Origin of the sequence: Gluconobacter cerevisiae, assembly GCF_015244675.1 — a bacterium.
In the GTDB taxonomy this organism is placed as follows: Bacteria; Pseudomonadota; Alphaproteobacteria; order Acetobacterales; family Acetobacteraceae; genus Gluconobacter; species Gluconobacter cerevisiae.
The window spans coordinates 20,304-40,721 of record NZ_JABCQO010000014.1; the positions used below are offsets into that span (position 1 = coordinate 20,304).

The window sequence follows — 20,418 nt, forward strand, 5'->3', positions numbered from 1 at the left end:
CGTGCCCGAAAAAACCGGCTACTCTTCAGGCGCAGGATCAGAGAGGTAAAAAGCAGGAATATGTCAGACAGATGCGCCAAAAAAACATGCGTTCCTCTGAAGCGGCGTCATGTCCTGCTGGGTGGTGCGGCGGTCTGTTTCAGTCAGGTTGGAGCCTGTGCGCGGCCAGCATTGTCTTTCGATGCAATGGACGTTCTGGTTCGTGATGCCGTCAGAAAAGGGGAAGCGCCGGGCGCCGTTGTCGTCATCGGACATGACGGAAAGATTGTGCACCGGTTCGTGTATGGGAAGCGGACGATTGTTCCCGTTTCTGAGCCTCTGAGCTGGGACACGCATTTCGATATGGCGTCTCTGACCAAACCCACCATGACGGCTCTGTCGGTGATGCAGTTTGTTGAGCGGGGCAGAGTAGGTCTGGAAGATCGGGTCAGCCAGTATTTTCCGGATTTCGCCTGTAACGGCAAAAATATCATTACTATCCGTCTGCTGCTAACTCATTATTCCGGTCTGCCGCCCGATGTGCCGCTGAATAATCCATGGACTGGCAAGGCCGAGGGCGTCCGGCGCGCCATGATGTCTCCGCTGATCAATCCGCCCGGCGAAAAATTTGTTTATAGCGACATCAACTATGTCATGCTCGGACTTCTGATTGAAAAGCTGAGTGGATTGCCTCTCGACCAGTATGTGCGCCTCAATATCCTTGAGCCTCTGGGGATGACGGAGTCCGGCTACCTTCCGCCCTCCAGCCTAAGACCTCTCATTGCTCCTACGCAGTATGACGAACAGGGTGTTATGCTGCGTGGCGTGGTGCATGATCCGACAGCTCGCAGGATGGGAGGAGTGGCCGGGCATGCCGGACTATTTTCGGACGCGCAGGATATGTCAATTTACGCGCAGGCGCTTCTGGACCGGCTGAAAGGACGTCCCAGTTGTTTTCCGCTGCGGCAGGAAACACTCGTACTCATGACCACGCCGCAGCAGCCTCCCGGGAAAACGGATCTGAGGGGGCTGGGTTGGGATATCAATACCCATTATTCCTCCCCGCGTGGCGACGTGTTTTCCCAGCATTCTTTTGGTCATACCGGTTTTACCGGCACATCATTATGGATCGATCCGGACAGTGACAGCTACGTCCTGATCCTGACAAACAGGGTTCATCCTGCGGGGGGACACAGCGTCGTAAGACTGCGCCATGATGTTGCTACGGCAGCGGGGAGGGCGCTTGGCCTCACCGCTCCCGTTTAAAGGTTCCCACAAAAGGATGAGTCGGGCCTTCGGGGCATGTGCCAGAGAACTGACCAATCAGCTTCTGCACATGGCGGGCCAGTGCGTCACGGCTGCTTGTGATCCGTCGTCCTTCAGTTTCGCGAACTCCATCGCTCTGAGCAAGAAGAGCTCCAGCGTAATTTACTTCCCGTGCCATCTCTGCATCTGGCAGCGCTGAAAGTGGGATGAACTGGACAGGGAGGGTCAGGTCCTGAGTCTTTGTGCGGCTCGCATCCGCCTGAAGGCCAAAAACTGGCATCGTGCCGGAATGTCCAACTGAAAAGCTGCCCGAGGATGCGAAACTTCCAGACAGCGACAGCACCACTGGCCCGGAAATCATGGCCACAACCGGGTCTGAGGCATGCTGGTTGCATTGCAGGGTTTGAACATTCGTGTCGAAGGCGGCTTCCTGTTCTGCCGTCCAGTCCTGAACATGGGACGTACTGACGACGCCTGTTTTCGTCAGGTCCATCTGGATGCCAGAGAGGGCTTCACTGATCGTTACGGGAGAAACCGTTCCAGCAGCGCAGCCGTTCAGCAGCGCCGTAGCCACAATCGCGAGACTGAGATGACCTATGGAGGCGGTGTTTTTCATAACCCCTTCACTTCCGCAAGGAGGGCATCGAACGTTTCTCCATTTGGAGATGTTCCGGGGATGCCGACCCAGTTCTGGCGCGAAAGCAGACCATAGGCTTCGTCAGCGATTTTCGTGAATGTATCCCACGGCATGAAGGTCCGTGTTCCCCAGGTGTTGAAGAAAAGTCCTTCGGGATCATAGCCCACCAACGCAATGGCATGGCCGCCAACCGGGGTTCTATTGGAAATTGTGTTCCAGTCCCACGTCGCGCCAAGGGGAAGATCCATGAATCCCTGTGGAACCTGAACGCCCGCAAGTACACCCCCAAGATAGCAGATGCTACGACGGATGCTGTTGCAGTCCTGCGGATCAATCGTGCCATAGGCCGTTAGGTAATCGAGTGTCTGCCCTGGTCGGTGAAGGCCTTCGCGCAGCCAGAAATTCAGTTCGTCCAGCAGTACCGTCCCGTTGTCCCGGGCGCCTGTCTGAGGATCAAAACCGGTAACAGCTGCGTAATTGTTCAGCACCATGCTCGTGGGGAGCACGACCAGCCCCTGTGCAGCCTGGGTCCAGGTTGCCGTTAATGCTGCCTGCGCTGCAAAAGCACAGCACCCATACCGGTCATTGCCCCACATCTGGTAGGGCACTCCGGCGGACCAATCCTTCTGCGCCGGAGCGGCTGGGAGGCGTGAGGCCAGCATGGGTGCCAGACGATAGGTGCGTGGATCATGCTTGGGCGCGCGTTTGCCAAGGCATCGGGACATCGGGAAACTCCAGCAGAGAAGCAGGGGCAGGAACATCGGGAAGGAGCAGTTCAGACGAACCGCTCCCATATCAGGGCAGTTGGATTGCGGTTCAGACGCCCTGATAGATCCGGGCGCGGATCAGTTCCGGCGTTTCCGTTGGTGCGGCAAAGGGAGCGGCCGTCACGCCAGCAAGAGCTTCTATCAGCGGAATCATGGCAGAAACTGTGGACATGTAACCCGCTGTCGACGGCGAGTAGACCTTCACGATTGGCGTTGCGATGGTTAGCAGAGTCTGCAAATCCGTTCCGAGGCTCTTGGCCCAGTCTTTTCCGGTCGTGACCGTAATGGTACCGTTTGAATTGGCCGCAACCTGTGCCGAAACGCTTTTGATCTGGGCGATCAGGTTGTCGAATTCTGCCTTGTCTTTGGCGGAAAGGTGGTTTTCCAGTTCGGGAATGCTTTCGATTGCCTGAACCGCGTATGCAATGGCCGCCGCATCGCTGCTCAGGGCAGCGGTATTGAACGAGGCCGTATTCGCGGTGGTGGTGCAGGCGCTCATGGAAACGAGCAGAACAGTGCCAAGGCTCAGGGCAATAAAGCGATTACGCATCATCAAATGCTCCACATATAAAAAAAGCCGCCTGAAAGGCGGCTGCAATCAATGAAAAATTTTGAAAATCATTCGGCGGATTTAGGGATTCCGCCAGTTTTTGGATGTGTCGATGTCGTATCCAGACCCAGCTTTGCCGCCTCATTCGCACGTGACGATCCGACCGGCACCATGATGGCCTTTGCTCCTGGCTGGTATGCACTGGTGTTCCAGCCTTTGGCCTGTGCCAGGGCGCTTACGAGACGAAAAAGAGGTAACAGCTTCGAGGTACTGGAGGGCGGTTTCCAGAAGCGAAGAGCCAAGGCAGCGGCAGCGATCAGGAAGGTTACGATTGAAACGATATCGCCAGCATATCTGGCGGGCAGATAAGGCAGGATTGTCTGGAACAGCGCTGTCCAGTCCATTGTTGTCTCCGATGATGAAAACACCGCCCCGAAGGCGGCTGTGCCAACACACATTCACGGTCTAGGGAGGGGCGTTCGCGCGCGCCAAGGAGAAAATGGCGTCAAGTACCAACTGACTGGTTTTGCATCTTTTCCCAAGGCTGGGGCTCGTGTTTGACGATCCGCTGTGAACACCATACGGTTCGGCATCATCACGAATGTCACAGGCGATTTCATGGTTTTCAATTTCAGGCTCGCCGCAGTTGTTGCGGTTTCAGCTTTCTCTCTTTCGGCTGAAGCACATGCGGCTGCAACAAACCCGTTTTTTTCAGCGAGTACGCTGCCTTTTCAGGCACCCCGCTTCGATCAGATCAAGGACAGCGACTACGCCCCGGCGTTCGAGCGTGGCATGGCTGAGCATCTGCGCGAGATCAATGCGATTGCAAATAATCGCGCGGTTCCGACTTTCGACAATACCATTGGGGCGATGGAGCGGGCCGGTCAGACTCTCAACCGTGTGCAGATGACGTTCGATGGCGTCTATCAGGCCAATACGAATGACGTGTTGGACAAGGTTCAGAGCGTAGAAGCCCCGCGCCTGACAGCTCATGAAGATGAAGTTTATCTGAACGCCAAGCTCTTTGCGCGTGTGAAATCTCTTTACGATCGTCGGGAAAAGCTGACGCTTACCCCCGAACAGGCTCAGCTTCTCGACATCTATTACCAGCAGTTCGTGCACGCTGGTGCGCAACTTTCTGCGGCTGACAAGACGAAGCTGCGTGCGATCAATACGCGGCTGTCCAATCTCGAAACCCAGTATGAACAGAAGCTGATCGCGAGTGCCAAGGCTGGTGCGCTGGTTGTGGATAACGAAAAAGCGCTGGCGGGTATGGACGCCAATGCGATCGCTTCCGCTGCCAAGGCTGCACAGGAGCGTAAACTGAGCGGAAAATGGGTTATTCCGCTTCAGAACACGACGCAGCAGCCTGATCTGTCCTCCTTGACTAATCGGGATACGCGAAAGGCCCTGTTCGACCAGAGCTGGACGCGCGCGGAGAAAGGGGACGAGAACGATACCCGCGCCACGATCGCCGAGCTTGCAGAACTTCGCGCGCAGAAAGCCGCGCTTTTCGGTTACCCGAACTTTGCTGCCTATACCCTGTATGACCAGATGGCCAAGACGCCGGAAGCTGCGGAAAACTTCATGCAGCAACTTGTCCCGGCCACGGCTGCGGAACAGAAGCGTGAAGCAGCGGTTCTTCAGGAGACCATTCGCAAGGATGGTGGCAAGTTCGATCTGAAGCCCTGGGACTGGGAATATTATTCCGGTCAGGTGCGGCGTGCGAAATACAACCTCGACCAAGATGAAATCAAACCGTATTTCGAACTCAAGACGGTCCTGACGGATGGTGTATTCTTCGCTGCCAATCAGCTCTACGGTATTACATTCCAGCAGCGGACGGACATTCCTGTCTATCAACCGGATGTCATGGTGTTCGAAGTTCATGACAAGGATGGATCACCGCTTGGTTTGATGTATTTCGATTACTTCAAGCGTGACAACAAGTCTGGCGGTGCCTGGATGTCCAACTTCGTTGGGCAGTCGAAGCTGTTGGGAACGAAACCGGTCATTTATAACGTCGCCAACTTCACCAAGGCTGCTCCGGGGCAGCCGCAGCTCATCACGTCCGACGATGTGACGACCATGTTTCACGAATTCGGCCATGCTCTGCACGGTCTGTTTGCAGACCAGACCTATCCGTCGCTTTCAGGCACCAGCGTGGCACGAGATTTCGTGGAGTTTCCCTCGCAGTTCAACGAGAACTGGGCGCTGGATCCGAAAGTCCTGTCGCATTACGCCCGTCACTACAAAACGGGCGCTCCAATGCCGGCTGCGCTGGTCGAGAAAATCCGCAAGGCCGCGCATTTCAATCAGGGCTATGCCTTGGGTGAGATCGTTGCCGCGGCCGAACTGGACATGAAATGGCACGGTCTGCCAGCTTCGGCTCCGCGCCAGGATGTGGACAAGTTTGAAAGTGAAGCACTGGATAGCACGGGACTGGACGTTGCGGTTGTTCCGCCGCGTTATCGTTCCAGCAATTTCCTGCATATTTGGTCCAATGGTTATTCTGCAGGATATTACGCCTATCTGTGGACTGAAATGCTGGATCAGGACGCATTCGCCTGGTTTCAGGATCATGGGGGTCTGACGCGCGAAAATGGACAGCGCTTTCGCGACATGATCCTCTCCAAGGGACATACGATGGATTACGGTCCCATGTTCAAAGCTTTCTACGGCAAAGATCCTGACATCACTCCGATGCTTGTGCATCGCGGGCTTGTTCCAGAAACGGGTAAGTAATCGCAGTCGGGAAGGGAACTACAGTTTCCTTCCCAATTTTTCATGCCAGGCGTAGAATAGACGGTGTCCATGCGCAGAATGAACGTCCTGTCGTCTTGTGGCCCACTCTTCGCTATTCTGGGTGTGCTGTATTTTGCTCTCAAGGCATTTTATGGTTTTGGAACGCCTTCTTTCGGAGATGAATCCGGACATATTCTGGGCGGTTTGGCCTTAGCGAAAGGTGATGTCCTGTATCGGGACTATATCGACGCTCATGGTCCCCTGATTTTTATTCTGTCATGGTGTGTCGGTCTGTTTGCTGACTTCCACTCCGCTTATCTGATGCGTCTTGTTCCTATCCTCTGCACGATAGGAGCCGCTGTCGCAGTATTCTGCTCTCCTGCACTTCAGAAAAACTCTGCACGGTATCTTGCTGTTGGCATGTGGTTTGCTGCGATGGGTGCCCAATGGACCGTTCAGGCTTTCAACATGGACAGCTACTGGACCGTTGGCGGAGATCTTCTTGGCGGTGTGATAGCCCTTGTGGCTCTTCCGCTTTTGCTCGGAGAAGACATCGGACGCTGGCAGGCGCGATGTGCAGGTGCCTGTCTCGCACTTTTACCTCTGACAGCCTATTCTTTTGCTCCGACTGCTATTCTGTTGTCTCTGTCTGCTTTGGCTACTCGTCGTCGCGGATCGAAAAGCATTATTCCTAACCTTGTAGCTGGGGCTGGAGGAGCGCTTGCGGCCTGTCTGGTGTGGATGTTGTTCTATGGCGATCTGGGAGGAATGATCGCCTATCATTTCGTTGCAAACCAGTTCTATTACGCACCTTATATCGATGTTGGCCTGAAGCCGTTGGTGCTGAGTCTGATCCCCTCTCTTCAGCATGAGGCTCTCGTTCAGTCCTTGGCGACGATCTGTTTTTATTGCGGCAGTATTTTTCTGCTTGTGACATCCCGGCACAGGGTGGCTGTCCTGCTGCTTCTGGGCGGCATCCTCATGACACAGGTGCGTGGTGCCTTTGGTTTTCAGGATGGTGCATTCGTCATGGGAGCCCTTACGCTTTGCGTTCTGATGTTGATGCGGGTGACGCAGTCTCGCGAGGTCGTAGGAGCTTTGATCGCAGGGTTGTTCTGCCTCATGTTTGTTCTGGGCGTGCGGCAGGCGACGTCCTCGCCTTATGGAATGAATCGTGCGCAGCAGCGGCAGGCTGGATTCCATCCCATTCATGAAAATGCGACTGTCGGATTTGTCAAAGTCATTCAGAAATATTCCGGGCCGCAGGAACGTATTCTGGTTATTCCGTATAATCCGGATGTTTATATTTATGCCGGTCGTCTTTCCATGAAGAAATACCATGAATATCTTCCGTGGGAAGCAGACTATGCCCGCCATCCCTGGTTTGGATATGAGCGTGATTTATGCGTGGATCTTCCACGTGACCTTCCGCCCGTCATATATTTTGACGATTATCGTGTCTGGGGGCGATGGAGCGCAGCAGATTACATGCCCTGCGTTCTGAAAATTCTTGCGCGCGACTATCAGCGCGATCCGGTTGAAAAGAGTGTCTATGTCCGCCGCGACCGGTTGGAGCGTGACGCCTTAGAAGCCGGAGACCCGGCCTTACGGTCTCAAAATATCCATTGAAAGTATCGTCTGTCATGAAGCAGAAAACCTCTTCCCGCCGCATTCTCTTTCTTGCAACTGTGCTGACAGCCGCTTTGCTAACCCCCGTCATGGGATATGCAGACCCTTCTGCCGATATCAGTCCGTCGCGCATGTCGGAGACGATGAAAGTCCTGTCTTCGGATCGGTTCGAAGGCCGTGCTCCGGGAACAGATGGGGAGAAGATCACGGTTCCCTGGCTGATCGAACAATACAAAGCGCTGGGACTTGAGCCTGCCGGGGAAAACGGGGGATGGACGCAGGATGTTCCCATGCTCCGAACCCGAACGGGGGCGACGGGATCGATTGCCGCTCATACGGGCAGCAAGACGCTCTCCTTGGTCCAGTTCAAAGATATCTATCTTTCAACCCTGCTGCCTGAGGATCGGCTTAAGGTTAAAAACGCGCCGATGGTCTTTGTCGGCTATGGTGCCCATGCGCCGGAGCGGCACTGGGATGACTTCAAAGGCGTGGATCTCAAGGGCAAGGTCGCGATCTTCCTTGTGAACGACCCTGATTTCGATGCCGCTCCCGGCGAGCCCGTGGCCGGGCGCTTTGGCGGAAAGACCATGACGTATTACGGGCGCTGGACGTATAAATACGAGGAAGCTGCCCGTCGTGGTGCGGTTGCGGCTCTGATCGTCCATGATACGGCAGGGGCTTCCTACCCCTGGAGCACTGTCGTGGCGCCGGGCGGTGAAGCCTATGACGTGGAACACACGGCCAGCGAAAGCCGCCCCGTGCCCGTTCAGGGCTGGCTTGAGGGGAAAGCCGCAGATGCACTGTTCCGTCAGGCGGGTCTGGATCTTGCAGCGCTCCGCATCAAGGCGCGTTCGGAGGATTTCCGACCGGTCACTCTGGAGCATACAGCATTCTCCGCCGATCTTCCGGTCACGGTTGATCGCCTCAAGAGCCAGAACGTACTCGCGAAGATCACGGGTGCGAAATATCCGGACGAGACGGTCATGTTCGGCGCGCATTGGGATGCTTACGGCAAAAGCACGGACGCCCAAGGCAACACGGTCATTCGGCGCGGTGCGATTGACGATGGCTCCGGCATTGCGGCGCTGTTTGAAATCGCCCGGGCTTTCAAAGCTGGACCGAAACCCGATCGGACGGTCAGTTTCGTAGCCTGGACGGGCGAGGAGCGGGGTCTTCTGGGTTCAGGCTGGTATGTGGCCCATCCGTTAGCCCCGCTGAATAAGACGGCGGCCAACCTGACGATGGATGTTCTTCAGATGGCTGGGCCTGCGCATAACGCCTTCATTATTGGGGCAGGGCAGAACACGTTGCAGGATCAGTTCGCTGCTGCTGCGGCCCTTCAGGGGCGCACGACCCAGCCGGAAGCGATGCCTGAGCGCGGGGCGTTCTATCGCGCCGATCATCTGCCGTTTGCACGCGCGGGTGTACCGGTTCTCGCGGTGATGGATATGGCCGGGAAGTTTGATCTCGTGAAAGGCGGGACGGAAGCGGGCGGGAAATGGCTGACGGCTTATATGGCTTGCTATCATCAGGCCTGTGATGCCTGGAGCCCGGACTGGGATGTCAGGGGCGCTGCGCAGGACGTCTGGGCCGTCTGGAAGGTCGGGCATGACGTGGCGTTCTCGCATGACTGGCCGCAGTGGAGTGCCGGTTCGGAATTCGCAGCGATCCGCCAGAAAACTGCGCCTTCGACCGTTCACTAACGCGTCTTTGCCGGTTCCGTCAGAGTGTCCAAGGCGGGACCGGCCCATACTGTTCTGACAGAAAGTCGATCATCGCCCGGATCTTGAGCGGGACATGAGGCGTCGGGGCATACACTGCGTGCAGTTCCGGCCCTGTCATCGTGGACACGTCCAGTGACAGCGGCACGAGGCTGCCGGATTTCAGTTCTTCTGAGACGATGAAAAGCGGCTGATAAATGATCCCCTGTCCCGCAACGGCGGCCTCTCGCAAGATATCGCCATTATTGGCGCTCATCGGCCCGCTGACCGTGACAGTCCGTTCGCCTTTCGGGCCAAAGCTCCAGCGGGCAGCACCGATCTCTTGGCCCAGTGTGTAGCCCAGACATTGATGCTGTTGAAGTTCGGCAATGGTGTGAGGCGTGCCATGCTGTTCAAGATAGGATGGTGCGGCACAGACCACGAAATCTACCCGGGCCAGAGGGCGTGAGCGTAATGCACTTGGCGGCATTCGCCCGATACGGAGGGTCAGGTCCCATCCTTCCGTGATCGGATCAATCCTTCGATCATCAAGCCCAAGTTCGACCGTAACGAGGGGGTGGCGTTGGCTGAATTGCGGCATGATGGGGCCGACATGCCGGATAGCGAACGAGACCGGCGCATTCAGACGTAGAACGCCCCGGGGCTCCTGATTTTCTGCGGAGACTTCCTGCTCCATTTCTTCAAGATCCGTGAGGATCTTCTGGGTGTGGATCAGCAGCAGGCGTCCGGGTTCCGTCAGGGAAAGCCTGCGCGTGCTGCGGTGAAACAGCGAGATGCCAAGCCGACTTTCCAGAGCAGCGATATGTTTCGTGACCATCGTCTGGGACAGGCCGAGTGCGCGCGCCGCTCCGGAAAAGCTTCCCTGAGCCACAACTTTTGCAAACACCTGCATGCTGGTGAAACGATCGAGCATTTATCTCACACTCCTGGTGTCAGATCATTTTCTAAAACAGGGAATTATTCTTTCCAGCGCATGATGGCAACATCTGCTTTGCCGAAGGATGAGGGAGGCCATGAAGATGACGCCGGACAATCAGGAGAGCCGACAGCCTGTTCTCTTTCTGCCGCATGGTGGCGGCCCATGTTTCTTCATGGAGTGGGGCAACACATGGGACCGCATGGCCGCTTATCTTCGCTCTGTCAGTGGAACGCTTCCTCGTCGGCCGGACGCCATTGTTGTCATGTCCGGACATTGGGAAACGGACGAAATGCGTATTGGGTCCGCCCTTCATCCGTCATTGATCTACGACTATTATGGCTTCCCTCCTCATACCTATCAACTCGAATATCCTGTGCCGGGTGCCCCTGATGTTTCGGAAAAAGTGCTCGGTCTTCTGAAGGATGCAGGGGTCGACTGCGCCGCAGATGCCAACCGAGGGCTGGATCATGGGGTGTTCATTCCGTTCATGCTGGCCTTTCCGGATGCCAGTATCCCGGTCGTGGAAATCTCCCTGCCCAGAACGATGGACGCGGCGGATGTCCTGCAGCTTGGGCAGCTTCTGGAGCCTTTGCGGAGTGAAAACATTCTGCTGGTGGGCACCGGCATGACGTATCACAACATGCGTTATCTGATGCGGCCTGATGCTGTTTCAGATGGTCGGTCCGTTGCATTTGATAACTGGCTTCAGAACACTGTCGAAGCGCCCTCCGACCTTCGCAGAAGTCGTCTTGTGGACTGGGAGCATGCACCTTTTGCACAAGATTGCCATCCTCAGCCTGAACATCTCCTGCCGTTGATGTTTGCCGCTGGAGCCGCGGGAACTGATACGGGGCATCGCGATTATAGCGATGTCATTATGGGAAAAGCCCTGTCGGGTTTCCGGTTCGGCTGACGCCTTTACCTTTTCACACATGAAAGATCGCAAACTCATGAACACATATTTTCTCAAGAGCGTCGGCGCAGTATTCGCCGCAGCACTTCTGTCTTCCAGCGCTTTCGCTGCCACGCCAGCAAGCGTGCCGTCGGGCGCCTATTCGGTCGAGAGCAGCCATACGCAGATCGGATTTTCCGTTCTGCATTTTGGTTTCACCTATTATTCCGGTCAGTTCTCCGGCGTTACAGGAACGCTCCAGCTTGATGCGGCTCATCCCGATGCCTCGCATCTGAACGTGACCATTCCGGTTTCAAGTGTCTCGACGACGAGCACGGTTCTGACGGATGAACTCAAGAACAGCGAGTGGTTCGATGTTGCGAAATATCCGGAGGCAACGTTCGTCTCGACGCAGGTTCGCCAGACAGGTGCGGATGAAGCGCTGGTCACTGGTAACCTGACGCTACATGGCGTGACGCATCCCGAAATTTTGCACGTCCATTTCGTGGGGGCGGGGGTCAATCCGATGGACAAGACTTATACGGTTGGCTTTCAGGCTCAGGCAACGATCCATCGGAGCGATTTCGGGGTGAAGAAATATGTTCCCTATGTCGGTGATGACGTGACGCTGACGATTGCCGGAGCGTTTGAAAAGACGGCTGCAAAGTAACACACAAAAAAACGGCCCATTTCCATGGGCCGTTTTTTTGTTTCGTCTGTCCGAAACACTCAGGAAGCCTTGCGGACTTTCCAGCCAGTTTCCTTGAGACAGAACCCCAGAACAATGGCAATTCCGATCCCGATGACCAGCGGCAGGAAAGCCGTATGGAACTGCTCCATCGTCTCGGGCGCCGTTTTGCCCATCAGGGCGGAGACGAGCGGAGACATAATGCCGGTCGTGCCGAAAACGAGGAAGTTCATGACGCCTGCGGCTGTTCCCTTGACCTCGGGCGGATTGACTTCCTTCATCGAAGAGAACGGGATCATGGCGGCACCCGATGCGATCCCCATGATCAGCGCCACGGAATAGTGCGGCAGAACGCCGACCGGGACGTAAAGCGCACAGAGCGACGCTGCCAGCAGGACCACTGCGCCCCCGATCAGAACGGGTTTGCGGCGACCGATCTTGTCGGAAATCCAGCCTAGAAGCGGGCAGCCGATAACCCATCCGATGGGAACCATCGAGACGTCCGTGGCTGCGAAACCCATCGTCGTATGCTCGCCCTTGCTGAGCATCAGAGCACCCCAGCCCAGTGCGCCGATCGTCGTCGGTACGAACAGCAGACCGCCCGCAAGTCCCGCGATCCAGCTCTGTGGGTTGGAGAAAATGATTTTGAAAGGACGCAGCAGGTTTCCAACGGACATGTCGCCGTGATGGTGATCGCTGTCTCCGGTATCGCGTGGCATGACGAAAAAGACGGCGACGGCCAGCAGAAGACCGATAACCCCGAAGCCCAGCCAGACGGACTGCCAGGGGAGATGGAACGAGCCGTGCGGATCAATCAGGATGCGGGTCGGTTTGGAGCCGAAAGCGGCGCCTGCCATGCCCATGCACTGCGTCAGCCCCACGAAAAGAGCCAGCGTCCGGGCCGGAAGATACCGCGCCGCAACATAGGACGCCCCCACGAAGGCACAGATCGCGCCAATACCCTGAATGATATAGCCGCCAATACCGGCGACCAGACTGCCTTGACCGAAAATCAGGCACCCGACACCTGTTACGGCAATGAACATCGGCATGATCGCATGTGCGCCATACCGGTCCAGCAGCACGCCCACGGCAAGCGCCATCAGCGCATAAACAATGTAATAAGATGCGATCATCAGGCCAAGATGACTGTTGCCCCAGGCCTGGGTCAGTTCATCCTGCATGATCCCGGGAGCAGAGCGGATGGCATACTGATAGAAATAGAAAAGCGCGCACAAGAACCATGACAGCACGTAGAGCGGCTGAAGTTTCTGTGGTTGCGCCGGTGACGGGTTCAGGGGCTGGGAAGCCGCCTGAGGTGATGTACCAGACATGAAATTCTCCAGTATGTCATGGACGGTCAGTCAGACCGGACAGCATGATCGTGAGTGGCGCGACGGCTTAATTGGGGAAAGGAGGTTATTTTTCAGGGGTTATGAATATTTCACCTGATATTATTGCTGGAACGGGTAGTAACGGAATGTCACATACACTGTATGTCCATAAGTCGTGGGATCGACGGCATGGCCTGCACCGTCATTACCCTTGAAGGCAAATTTCCGGATATAAGTGTACTGAAGTCCTCCCATGACGCTGCCATAATGACCGTCCAGAAAATGCCACCAGCCGCCCGTTGTCAGGGAGGCTAATGTTTTCGTCTGAGCGGAACATGTTCCGAATTCGTATTCGCAGCCGGAGAGGTTCAGGTCTGTTGCGCCATAGCCGTGCTGGATTCCGTCCGCGCCCAGATAGGTGCGACGTCCCGCACTTTCCACACCCCCATAGGTGTAAAGCAGAACTGAGCGCGCCGGATGGCCGACAAGCCCGAGAGAACCCATGATTTCCGGGACAGGGCTGGGATTTCCGTTTTTGTCGAATGTCGTATCGGGAATGAGGGTCGGTCCATAACGCCCCACGCCCTGACCTGCCAGTACGTTACCTGTCAGTTGTAGCTTGTCCGTTCCGAGAGGGACGGTCATGCCAGCACCCACACCGCCACCGAACTGGGTGCTTTTATGGGTGTGATTCTCACCTGCGGGCTGGATCAGCCCTCGGAACCATCGGGCTAGTCCAAAGACTTCGTAATGTCCGAAAGACGTATCAACAGCCGTCTTGAGAACGATGTCGGGCGCTGGATTGTAACTGTACTGCGTGTTGGGATTCAGCAATACACCCCCTGCATTGGAGTAAAAGACGCGTGGTCCTGCAAGTCGCCCATAGCTTGCCGGAAGCGTGCCGCCTGAACTTAGAGCATCCGAAAAGCCAACTGTAGCCTGAGGGTCCTCAATTGACAGCGCCAGCCAGTACTTCTTGTCCCAGTCCTTGGCGATGCGAATCTGTGGAACACGGGTGAAGGTGATGCCTGGGATCTGGTTGTTATCCGTAACCGCAGGAAGCTGCTCCTGGCGGGGAATGACGCCCTTGGCGTAGTTGGTTGTCAGGCTCCATGCCTGTCCCATGAGAACATGTACGCCCCAGTCCTTCTCAGTGAAGGTGAAGTAACCCTGACGTAGCCGAGGGGTGTAGCCGTTGATCTGCACGCTGTTCGTCGTGCCTCCGGACCCACCGAAATCGGCTTCGACATAGGCTTGAAGGCGAACGGCTTTGGTCGGATTTGCTTCCAGAAGGGTGGAGAAACGCGTGAGCTGTGCCGAGAAACGCTCTTCGCTCAATCCGTGATTGGGACTGTTGGCATAAGGAAAAGCATTCCACGCCGTTGCCGGTCCGCTGGTCAGGTTGGAGCTTCGCCAGATATTGGAGAAATCAATGAATCCGCCGAGGCGAACGGTCAGATTGCCGATCTGGAAAACGGGCGGAAGATGATCCACTTCCGTCTGTGTGATTGCCAGTGGGCTGGATGACGTCAGGTCAATGGATGTTCTGTGAGCTTCGTTATGCTGATTTCCCAACCACTGAAAAAGCGGCGGTGGTGTCTGATGCGTGGGGGCAGGGGCGGGAGTAAAAGCCGCAGGTACGCTGGTCGGAGAAATGCCTGTCGTTGAGACCGGTATAGCCCCGGTTCCATGAGGTGATGGAGGCATCGCTATGCGTTTTTTTTCAGACCCTGCTGTCATACTGTGGGCCGCAAAAGATGTTTTTATGGTGCCGGGATGGACTGTTCGTGAAGTTGTCGTAGCATGTCGACGCTCCTCTATAGCCTGCAACCTGCCTTCCAGCATGCGCATTTCGGCTTTGATGGCGGCCAGTTCCTGGTCGTCAGTGCTTTGGGCAAATGCCGTCGTGGATCCCCCGATGAAAATTGCAGCACTCAATAGCAGTCTGCACCGTCTGGGCAGATGTTGCCCTACGATCTTCAGGCCACCAAAAGGAAACACATTTTATCCTTTCTGCACATTCAACCATGTCTCACGTCCGCGTCTCGCAAGAGCTATCGGCTGACACAGTCGCAGAGAATACTTACGCGGTCGCAGAAGTTTAAATATTGATTTGGATCAATATGTTTGTATTTTTAAGAGATGCAAACTGTTTTTTAGACGTATTATTCCTGAATGCAACCTATGTAGGAATTGGTTGAGGGCAATCAGGCGATGGGCTTGGCATGAATATCAATCTCCCGTTGGCTCGGATGTAGGAGAGGAAAAATATCATCCAAGCTTATATCGATACGACACGCTTGCAATGGGGACCGCAAATTCAGGCTCAAGACTCAGCCGGCACGATCGGCTCCGGATTCGCCGTTTTGGGGAAAGAAATATGGCGCACACCGCAACGCCTGTTCAGCAAACTTTTCCTGCACCACTTATAGACTGACAGCATGTTTTCATCATGACTGATTCAGCAAGCAGAACCATCCATTAAAGCCCATCAGCTCCGAAATCAGTGGACGATACCTTCTTTCTTTTTCGAAGATGCTGTTTTCACTGCTGCAAGACCAGGATACAGCGCGCGGTATCCCGCATAGGCAGTATCATACGCCTGACGCAGCGACACATCGGGAACGACAATATCCGCGCGCTCGGGGGGTAAGCATACTGCTTCTACATCCTCGCCTGTTACAGCCAGACGCGCCAATCGCGCTGCGCCGAATGCGCCCCCTGTCTCTCCATGCGTCAAACGATGCAAGGAAATTCCCAGCACTGAGGCGAGGATCTTCACCCAAAAGGCACTGCGCGACCCACCGCCGATTACCGATGCCTCCGTTACGTCAGAACCAGACGCCCTCAACCCTTCCAATGCATCGCGGAACGAAAACGCGACGCCTTCCAGCACAGCCTGTGTCATCTGCGCACGGGTCGTGTCCTGCGAGAGGAGTGCGAAGCCGCCCCGTACCGCTCCGTCATTGTGTGGCGTGCGCTCGCCCGAAAGATAGGGGGCGAACAGGACGGGGGAAGGACCCACTGGCTCTTCAGGCAACTCGGCCAGAAGCGCTGCCTCTTTCATACCTGTCACCCGCGACCACCACGCCAGCGACGCTGCCGCCGAGAGCGTCACGCCCATCTGGTGCCATACCCCAGGTACAGCATGACAGAACGCATGAATCGCATCTCGACCACCACCGCGATACGAATCTGTCGTCACCCATACCACGCCGGAGGTACCGAGCGAGAGGAAGGCGTCACCCGGCTTGGTGGCGCCCAGCCCAACCGCTCCACCCGCATTATCTCCAGCGCCGCCCGCAAAAATGGGGGCCTTTCGCATTCCCCAGCGCTGTGCCAGTGCGGGTTTGAGAACGCCAGCAGCTTCGCTTCCTTCTCGTAATTCCGGCATATGAGACAATGACAGCCCAGTCGCCAACAGAGCCTCTTCTGACCAGCAACGCCGTCCGACATCCAGCCATAACGTGCCCGATGCGTCGGACATGTCCTCGATCGTCTCTCCCGTCATGGCAAAGCGTAGCCATGCTTTGGGCAGAAGTACGAGACGCGTCTTTGCGAAAACGTCTTTTTCGTGCTCCGCCACCCAGATCAATTTTGGCGCGGTGAAGCCCGGCATGGCGATGTTGCCCGTCACCGCGCGGCTCGCGGGGAAGCGCTGCTCGAATACAGCGCACTCAGCTTCTGCTCGCGTATCATTCCACAATATGCAAGGCCGAAGCACCTTGCCCTCGCCGTCGAGCAACACGGCGCCATGTTGTTGTCCCGACAGCCCTATGCCCGTTACCTGCGATATTTCGGACGGATGCGCCTTTGCCAGCGCGTCTATGGCGGCGAGCGTAGCTGCGAGCCAGTCCTCCGGGTTTTGTTCGCTCCATCCTTCATGCGGGCGCGAGACCTCCAGTTTTGCTGTCTCTGAGGCCAAGACACGCTGTGCCTCGTCCACGAGCACCACCTTTACTCCCGATGTACCTAGATCGATTCCGATATACATCTACCGCCCCGCCATTTCATTGGGCAATAAGTCTGGACCCGTTTGCACGTCGTGGCGCGCCACTTTTGTGTGAGGGGAAAGGTTTTTCATTTTTGAACGGTCGGTAAGGATGTGCTGTCGACGACTTGTAAGGCAAGATATTAAATATTTTCGAAAAATATTTCTAGGGTAACAAAGTATTTTTATTCTGATTCGGAATTATCTAAAATAAATATTTGTTTGTTGTTCAATGCTGAATTTTGACTTGTCCAATCATAAAGGTAGAAACTTCTTGACGACAACGCTAGCAAACTCAAATACCATAGTATTCTCAAGCAGTGCTGAGGAATTTTAAGGCAAGAATGCGTCGATCGCTTGCTACGACATGGCGGCCTTATCTTTCCAAGATTTCCTCATTCACATAACCGTAAGGCTTTGGATCAGGTCTTTTGTCGAGATGATCTAGGCACGAGGAGGCGCAGGATAGTTCAGATAGGCCATCCGCTTCATTTCACGCCTTCCGAGCGCAACTGTATCAAGGATCAGACCGCAGGTTGCTGCCAAAGCTGACAACATGACAAAACCGGTAGCGAGAACGGCTGTCGGTAGACGCGGAACCATACCGGTGTGAAGAAATTCCAGAACTACTGGAATACCGAGTGCAACGCCAGACAGAAAGAAGACGAGGCAAAGTAGGCTGAAGAACAGGAAAGGACGTTCCTGCTTCACAAGATTGACAATGGTTTTGAGAATCCGGAACCCATCATGGTAGGTGCGCAGTTTGGAAAATGATCCTGGCGGACGCTCGATATACGTCGTTGGGATTTCTGCAATCGGCATGGCCAGTTCAAGCGCATGGACGGTCAGTTCAGTTTCGGTCTCGAAGCCTGCGGACAGTGCAGGAAACGACTTTACGAAACGACGCGAAAAAACCCGGTAACCTGAAAGCATGTCCGACAGACGTCGTCCAAAAACGGCCGTGACAAGACCGGTGAGAACCCGGTTACCCAGAACATGCCCTCGACGATAGGCGGCCTCCCGATTCGTGATCCGGGCACCGTTCACCATATCAAGTCCGTCTTGGTAGGCGCGTTCTACAAGGCGTGGTGCTGCGGCAGCCTCGTATGTGGCATCACCGTCCACCAGAATATAGAAATCCGCCTCGATATCCGCGAACATACGCCGGATGACGTGACCCTTGCCCTGCATTGTCTCTGTTCGCACGATCGCGCCTGCCGCGCGCGCGACTTCTGCTGTCTTGTCCGACGAATTGTTGTCGTAAACATAGATGGGAGTGCCAGAAAGAGCAGCCTGAAAGTCCCTGACGACCAGAGGTATGGCGGTTTCTTCATTATAGCAGGGAATGAGGACCACAACGCGTAGGGTATCGGGAAAATTCATCGTTTCAGATTTTTTGCAACACAGAATGAAAGATCATTGGGTCTGTATCTACAGATATTCTAACAAAAGGCAAAACGACACTGTGAACGGAGCCGCCATCCATCAAAGTGGTTTCCATCCGAAATCATGGACAAACAGTCCGAGTTTCCTCGTATCCCCAGAGCCTGGGAAAACGCTCGCCGGGGAATGCGGGGTCCTGACAGTCAGAAGAAGGGTGATGCTACCGCTGCTGTCGATGTTTTTTACAGGAACGGTGCAGTCCACATGATGTCGCTCGCCGTCTTTCCATGTCCATTCGCAAAGCGTGCCGTAACGTCCGGCCACGGAAAATGTCATCGGGTGCATACCAGCATTCCATAGCGCATTTGCATCCAGCATGAATGTCAGAGTGGATCGAACGGGAACATGGAAACGCAACGTGCCCTTGCGGTTCTCGATCCACCGGCCTTCAGGTTCTATCCCGAACCACCCCGCCGTGCTGACCTGCTGACCCAGAGGAGAGGTCATGGTAATTGTCTCACCTGGGGGAACCGGCACGGGAGGCAGCATGGTTTGAGCCGAGCACTGCCAGGGGGCTAGCTTGCCCCAGCAGGGAATACCCGGCTCCAGAAAAATCCGGCCTGTCTGTGCCGGCGCGGTGAAGGCGATACCGTCCACAGGCGTAATGGATAGCGAGCCGATGGGCCAAGTCCGCAGGGGTTGGATCATCATGCCACCCGGAATGGGAAATGCCTTGAAATCAGCAATCGGCAGGACCTGATGGGGGCCGATCCAAAGGGAATGTGTACCGAAATACATCTGGTCGGGCGCGCCCGTTGCGGGCAGGATGATGGCATCCATCACATGCAGGGCGGAAACGTCCAGAACGGCGGTATGGCCATTATCTACATGGCCGCGCGGTCCGTAAGATACGGGCACAGCTCGCCAGCATACGAAAAACATCATAACAGGCACGATGGCAAACAGAAGCCGCGGATTATACACTGCAAGCCGTAACAGGATGATGCTGTAAAGACCGAGGAAACCGAGGCTCCATTTAAAATAGTGGATATTATGATACGTCCAGATTCCCGGCGCGTGAAGGTCGCGGTAGGCGAGATAGAGGATGGTTGAACTGCTTACGGCCAGAAAGACCAGAAGATCGACCGGACGCCGATAGATTGCACCGGCAAAAATCAGTCCCGTCAGTCCAGTCAGGACGAAAGGTAGACTCTGGATGACGCCATATCCCGAGGGCAGAGCAGGTTCCGGGGCAACCATGATTTCGACCCAGTGCAGCGGCAGAAGAGCAAGATCGAAGCCTACGGCCTGCGAGCTGACGATATAGGGCGCCAGATGTGGACCCCAGACCGAGAAATAGAGGATCAGCGTCGGCATTGCACCCGCAATGACACCTCCTCCAAGACTCAGAACGGCGAGGACGCAGACAAAGAAGGATCTGCGCGGATCGCGCCGGAGGATGAGATGGAGCAGTACGATGCCGCCACAGACAGCCAGAAGAAGTGCTCCGTCAACTGGACGCCCCCCTCCCACGATGGCCGTGGAAAGGCCAGTCACGAATGCGAATAACGGTTTAGGATTTCGGATCCACTTCAGGCAGAACAGGATCGCGAGAAGCATAAAAGGAACGGCAAGCGTGCTGGTCCACGGTGTACTCCAGACCTGTCTGATGCTGGGCGGTCCCATCTCGCAGAGCAGGAAGACACCCATTCCAAGAAAGGAGGCGCCGGGAATCTCGGGAAACACAAACCGTGTCAGCGAACCGAAAATCCAGACCGAAGCCATCAGGCAGATCAGGTTCAGCGGGGCTCTGTTGCACAATTCGGTCTATTGGCGTGACGAGGCCGCTATAGAGTTTTCCATTACGCGACCGCGTGTGTGAGAGGGATTCCGAGCGCTGTGAAGCGATTGAGGATA

Annotated in this window: 16 protein-coding genes; 6 read left to right on the top strand and 10 right to left on the bottom strand. The window is 55.6% G+C overall.

Annotation, left to right across the window (positions count from 1 at the left end; translation table 11 throughout):
- The first annotated feature begins 60 nt into the window (after positions 1 to 60).
- A complete protein-coding gene (locus tag HKD21_RS12850; protein ID WP_194256027.1) occupies positions 61 to 1,245 on the top strand; it encodes a serine hydrolase domain-containing protein in 1,185 nt (394 codons plus the stop codon).
- Here HKD21_RS12850 and HKD21_RS12855 read toward each other — a convergent pair.
- From HKD21_RS12855 to HKD21_RS12870, 4 genes are all read right to left on the bottom strand, one after another.
- Positions 1,229 to 1,861, bottom strand: coding sequence for a hypothetical protein (locus HKD21_RS12855; protein ID WP_194256028.1), 633 nt, complete (start codon positions 1,859 to 1,861; stop codon positions 1,229 to 1,231). The genes HKD21_RS12850 and HKD21_RS12855 overlap by 17 nt on opposite strands.
- Positions 1,858 to 2,607 carry a C1 family peptidase gene (locus HKD21_RS12860; RefSeq protein ID WP_194256029.1) on the bottom strand — a complete coding sequence of 250 codons (750 nt, stop codon included), beginning with the start codon at positions 2,605 to 2,607 and terminating at the stop codon, positions 1,858 to 1,860. Before HKD21_RS12860 ends, HKD21_RS12855 begins: the two co-directional genes overlap by 4 nt.
- A 91-nt stretch (positions 2,608 to 2,698) precedes the next feature.
- A complete protein-coding gene (locus HKD21_RS12865; protein ID WP_194256030.1) occupies positions 2,699 to 3,202 on the bottom strand; it encodes a hypothetical protein in 504 nt (167 codons plus the stop codon).
- Positions 3,203 to 3,267: 65 nt separating this feature from the next.
- A complete protein-coding gene (locus HKD21_RS12870; protein ID WP_194256031.1) occupies positions 3,268 to 3,603 on the bottom strand; it encodes a hypothetical protein in 336 nt (111 codons plus the stop codon).
- Between the two features lie 214 nt (positions 3,604 to 3,817).
- On the opposite strand from HKD21_RS12870, the gene HKD21_RS12875 reads away from it, so the two are divergent.
- The 3 genes from HKD21_RS12875 (at position 3,818) to HKD21_RS12885 (ending at position 9,276) form a co-directional block, all read left to right on the top strand.
- Positions 3,818 to 5,944, top strand: a complete 2,127-nt coding sequence (locus HKD21_RS12875) for a M3 family metallopeptidase (RefSeq protein WP_194256043.1) — start codon at positions 3,818 to 3,820, stop codon at positions 5,942 to 5,944.
- A 69-nt stretch (positions 5,945 to 6,013) separates the two neighbouring features.
- Complete coding sequence (locus tag HKD21_RS14410) at positions 6,014 to 7,573, top strand: hypothetical protein (RefSeq protein ID WP_228121477.1); 1,560 nt, start codon at positions 6,014 to 6,016, stop codon at positions 7,571 to 7,573.
- A gap of 14 nt (positions 7,574 to 7,587) precedes the next feature.
- Entirely contained in the window at positions 7,588 to 9,276 is a 1,689-nt protein-coding gene (locus HKD21_RS12885; RefSeq protein ID WP_194256032.1) for a M28 family metallopeptidase, read from the top strand.
- A gap of 19 nt (positions 9,277 to 9,295) precedes the next feature.
- Here HKD21_RS12885 and HKD21_RS12890 read toward each other — a convergent pair whose 3' ends face one another.
- Positions 9,296 to 10,207: a LysR family transcriptional regulator gene (locus HKD21_RS12890; RefSeq protein ID WP_194256033.1), complete on the bottom strand. Its 912-nt coding sequence runs from the start codon at positions 10,205 to 10,207 to the stop codon at positions 9,296 to 9,298.
- 100 nt (positions 10,208 to 10,307) lie between these two features.
- Between HKD21_RS12890 and HKD21_RS12895 the strand changes: the two genes are divergently transcribed.
- Positions 10,308 to 11,126: a DODA-type extradiol aromatic ring-opening family dioxygenase gene (locus HKD21_RS12895; protein ID WP_407646576.1), complete on the top strand. Its 819-nt coding sequence runs from the start codon at positions 10,308 to 10,310 to the stop codon at positions 11,124 to 11,126.
- 37 nt (positions 11,127 to 11,163) lie between these two features.
- Positions 11,164 to 11,775 carry a YceI family protein gene (locus HKD21_RS12900; protein ID WP_194256034.1) on the top strand — a complete coding sequence of 204 codons (612 nt, stop codon included), beginning with the start codon at positions 11,164 to 11,166 and terminating at the stop codon, positions 11,773 to 11,775.
- Between the two features lie 59 nt (positions 11,776 to 11,834).
- On the opposite strand, the gene HKD21_RS12905 is transcribed toward HKD21_RS12900, so the two are convergent.
- From HKD21_RS12905 to HKD21_RS12925, 5 genes are all read right to left on the bottom strand, one after another.
- Entirely contained in the window at positions 11,835 to 13,127 is a 1,293-nt protein-coding gene (locus tag HKD21_RS12905; RefSeq protein WP_194256035.1) for an MFS transporter, read from the bottom strand.
- Positions 13,128 to 13,247: 120 nt separating this feature from the next.
- The gene (locus tag HKD21_RS12910) at positions 13,248 to 15,071 is read right to left on the bottom strand and encodes a hypothetical protein (protein WP_407646577.1); all 1,824 of its coding nucleotides are present in this window, start codon (positions 15,069 to 15,071) and stop codon (positions 13,248 to 13,250) included.
- Positions 15,072 to 15,630: 559 nt separating this feature from the next.
- A complete protein-coding gene (gene xylB, locus HKD21_RS12915; protein ID WP_194256037.1) occupies positions 15,631 to 17,121 on the bottom strand; it encodes a xylulokinase in 1,491 nt (496 codons plus the stop codon).
- 441 nt (positions 17,122 to 17,562) lie between these two features.
- On the bottom strand, positions 17,563 to 18,501 hold the full coding sequence (locus HKD21_RS12920; RefSeq protein WP_194256038.1) for a glycosyltransferase family 2 protein: 939 nt from the start codon (positions 18,499 to 18,501) through the stop codon (positions 17,563 to 17,565).
- 102 nt (positions 18,502 to 18,603) lie between these two features.
- Positions 18,604 to 20,286, bottom strand: coding sequence for a hypothetical protein (locus tag HKD21_RS12925; protein WP_194256039.1), 1,683 nt, complete (start codon positions 20,284 to 20,286; stop codon positions 18,604 to 18,606).
- Between the last annotated feature and the right edge of the window lie 132 nt (positions 20,287 to 20,418).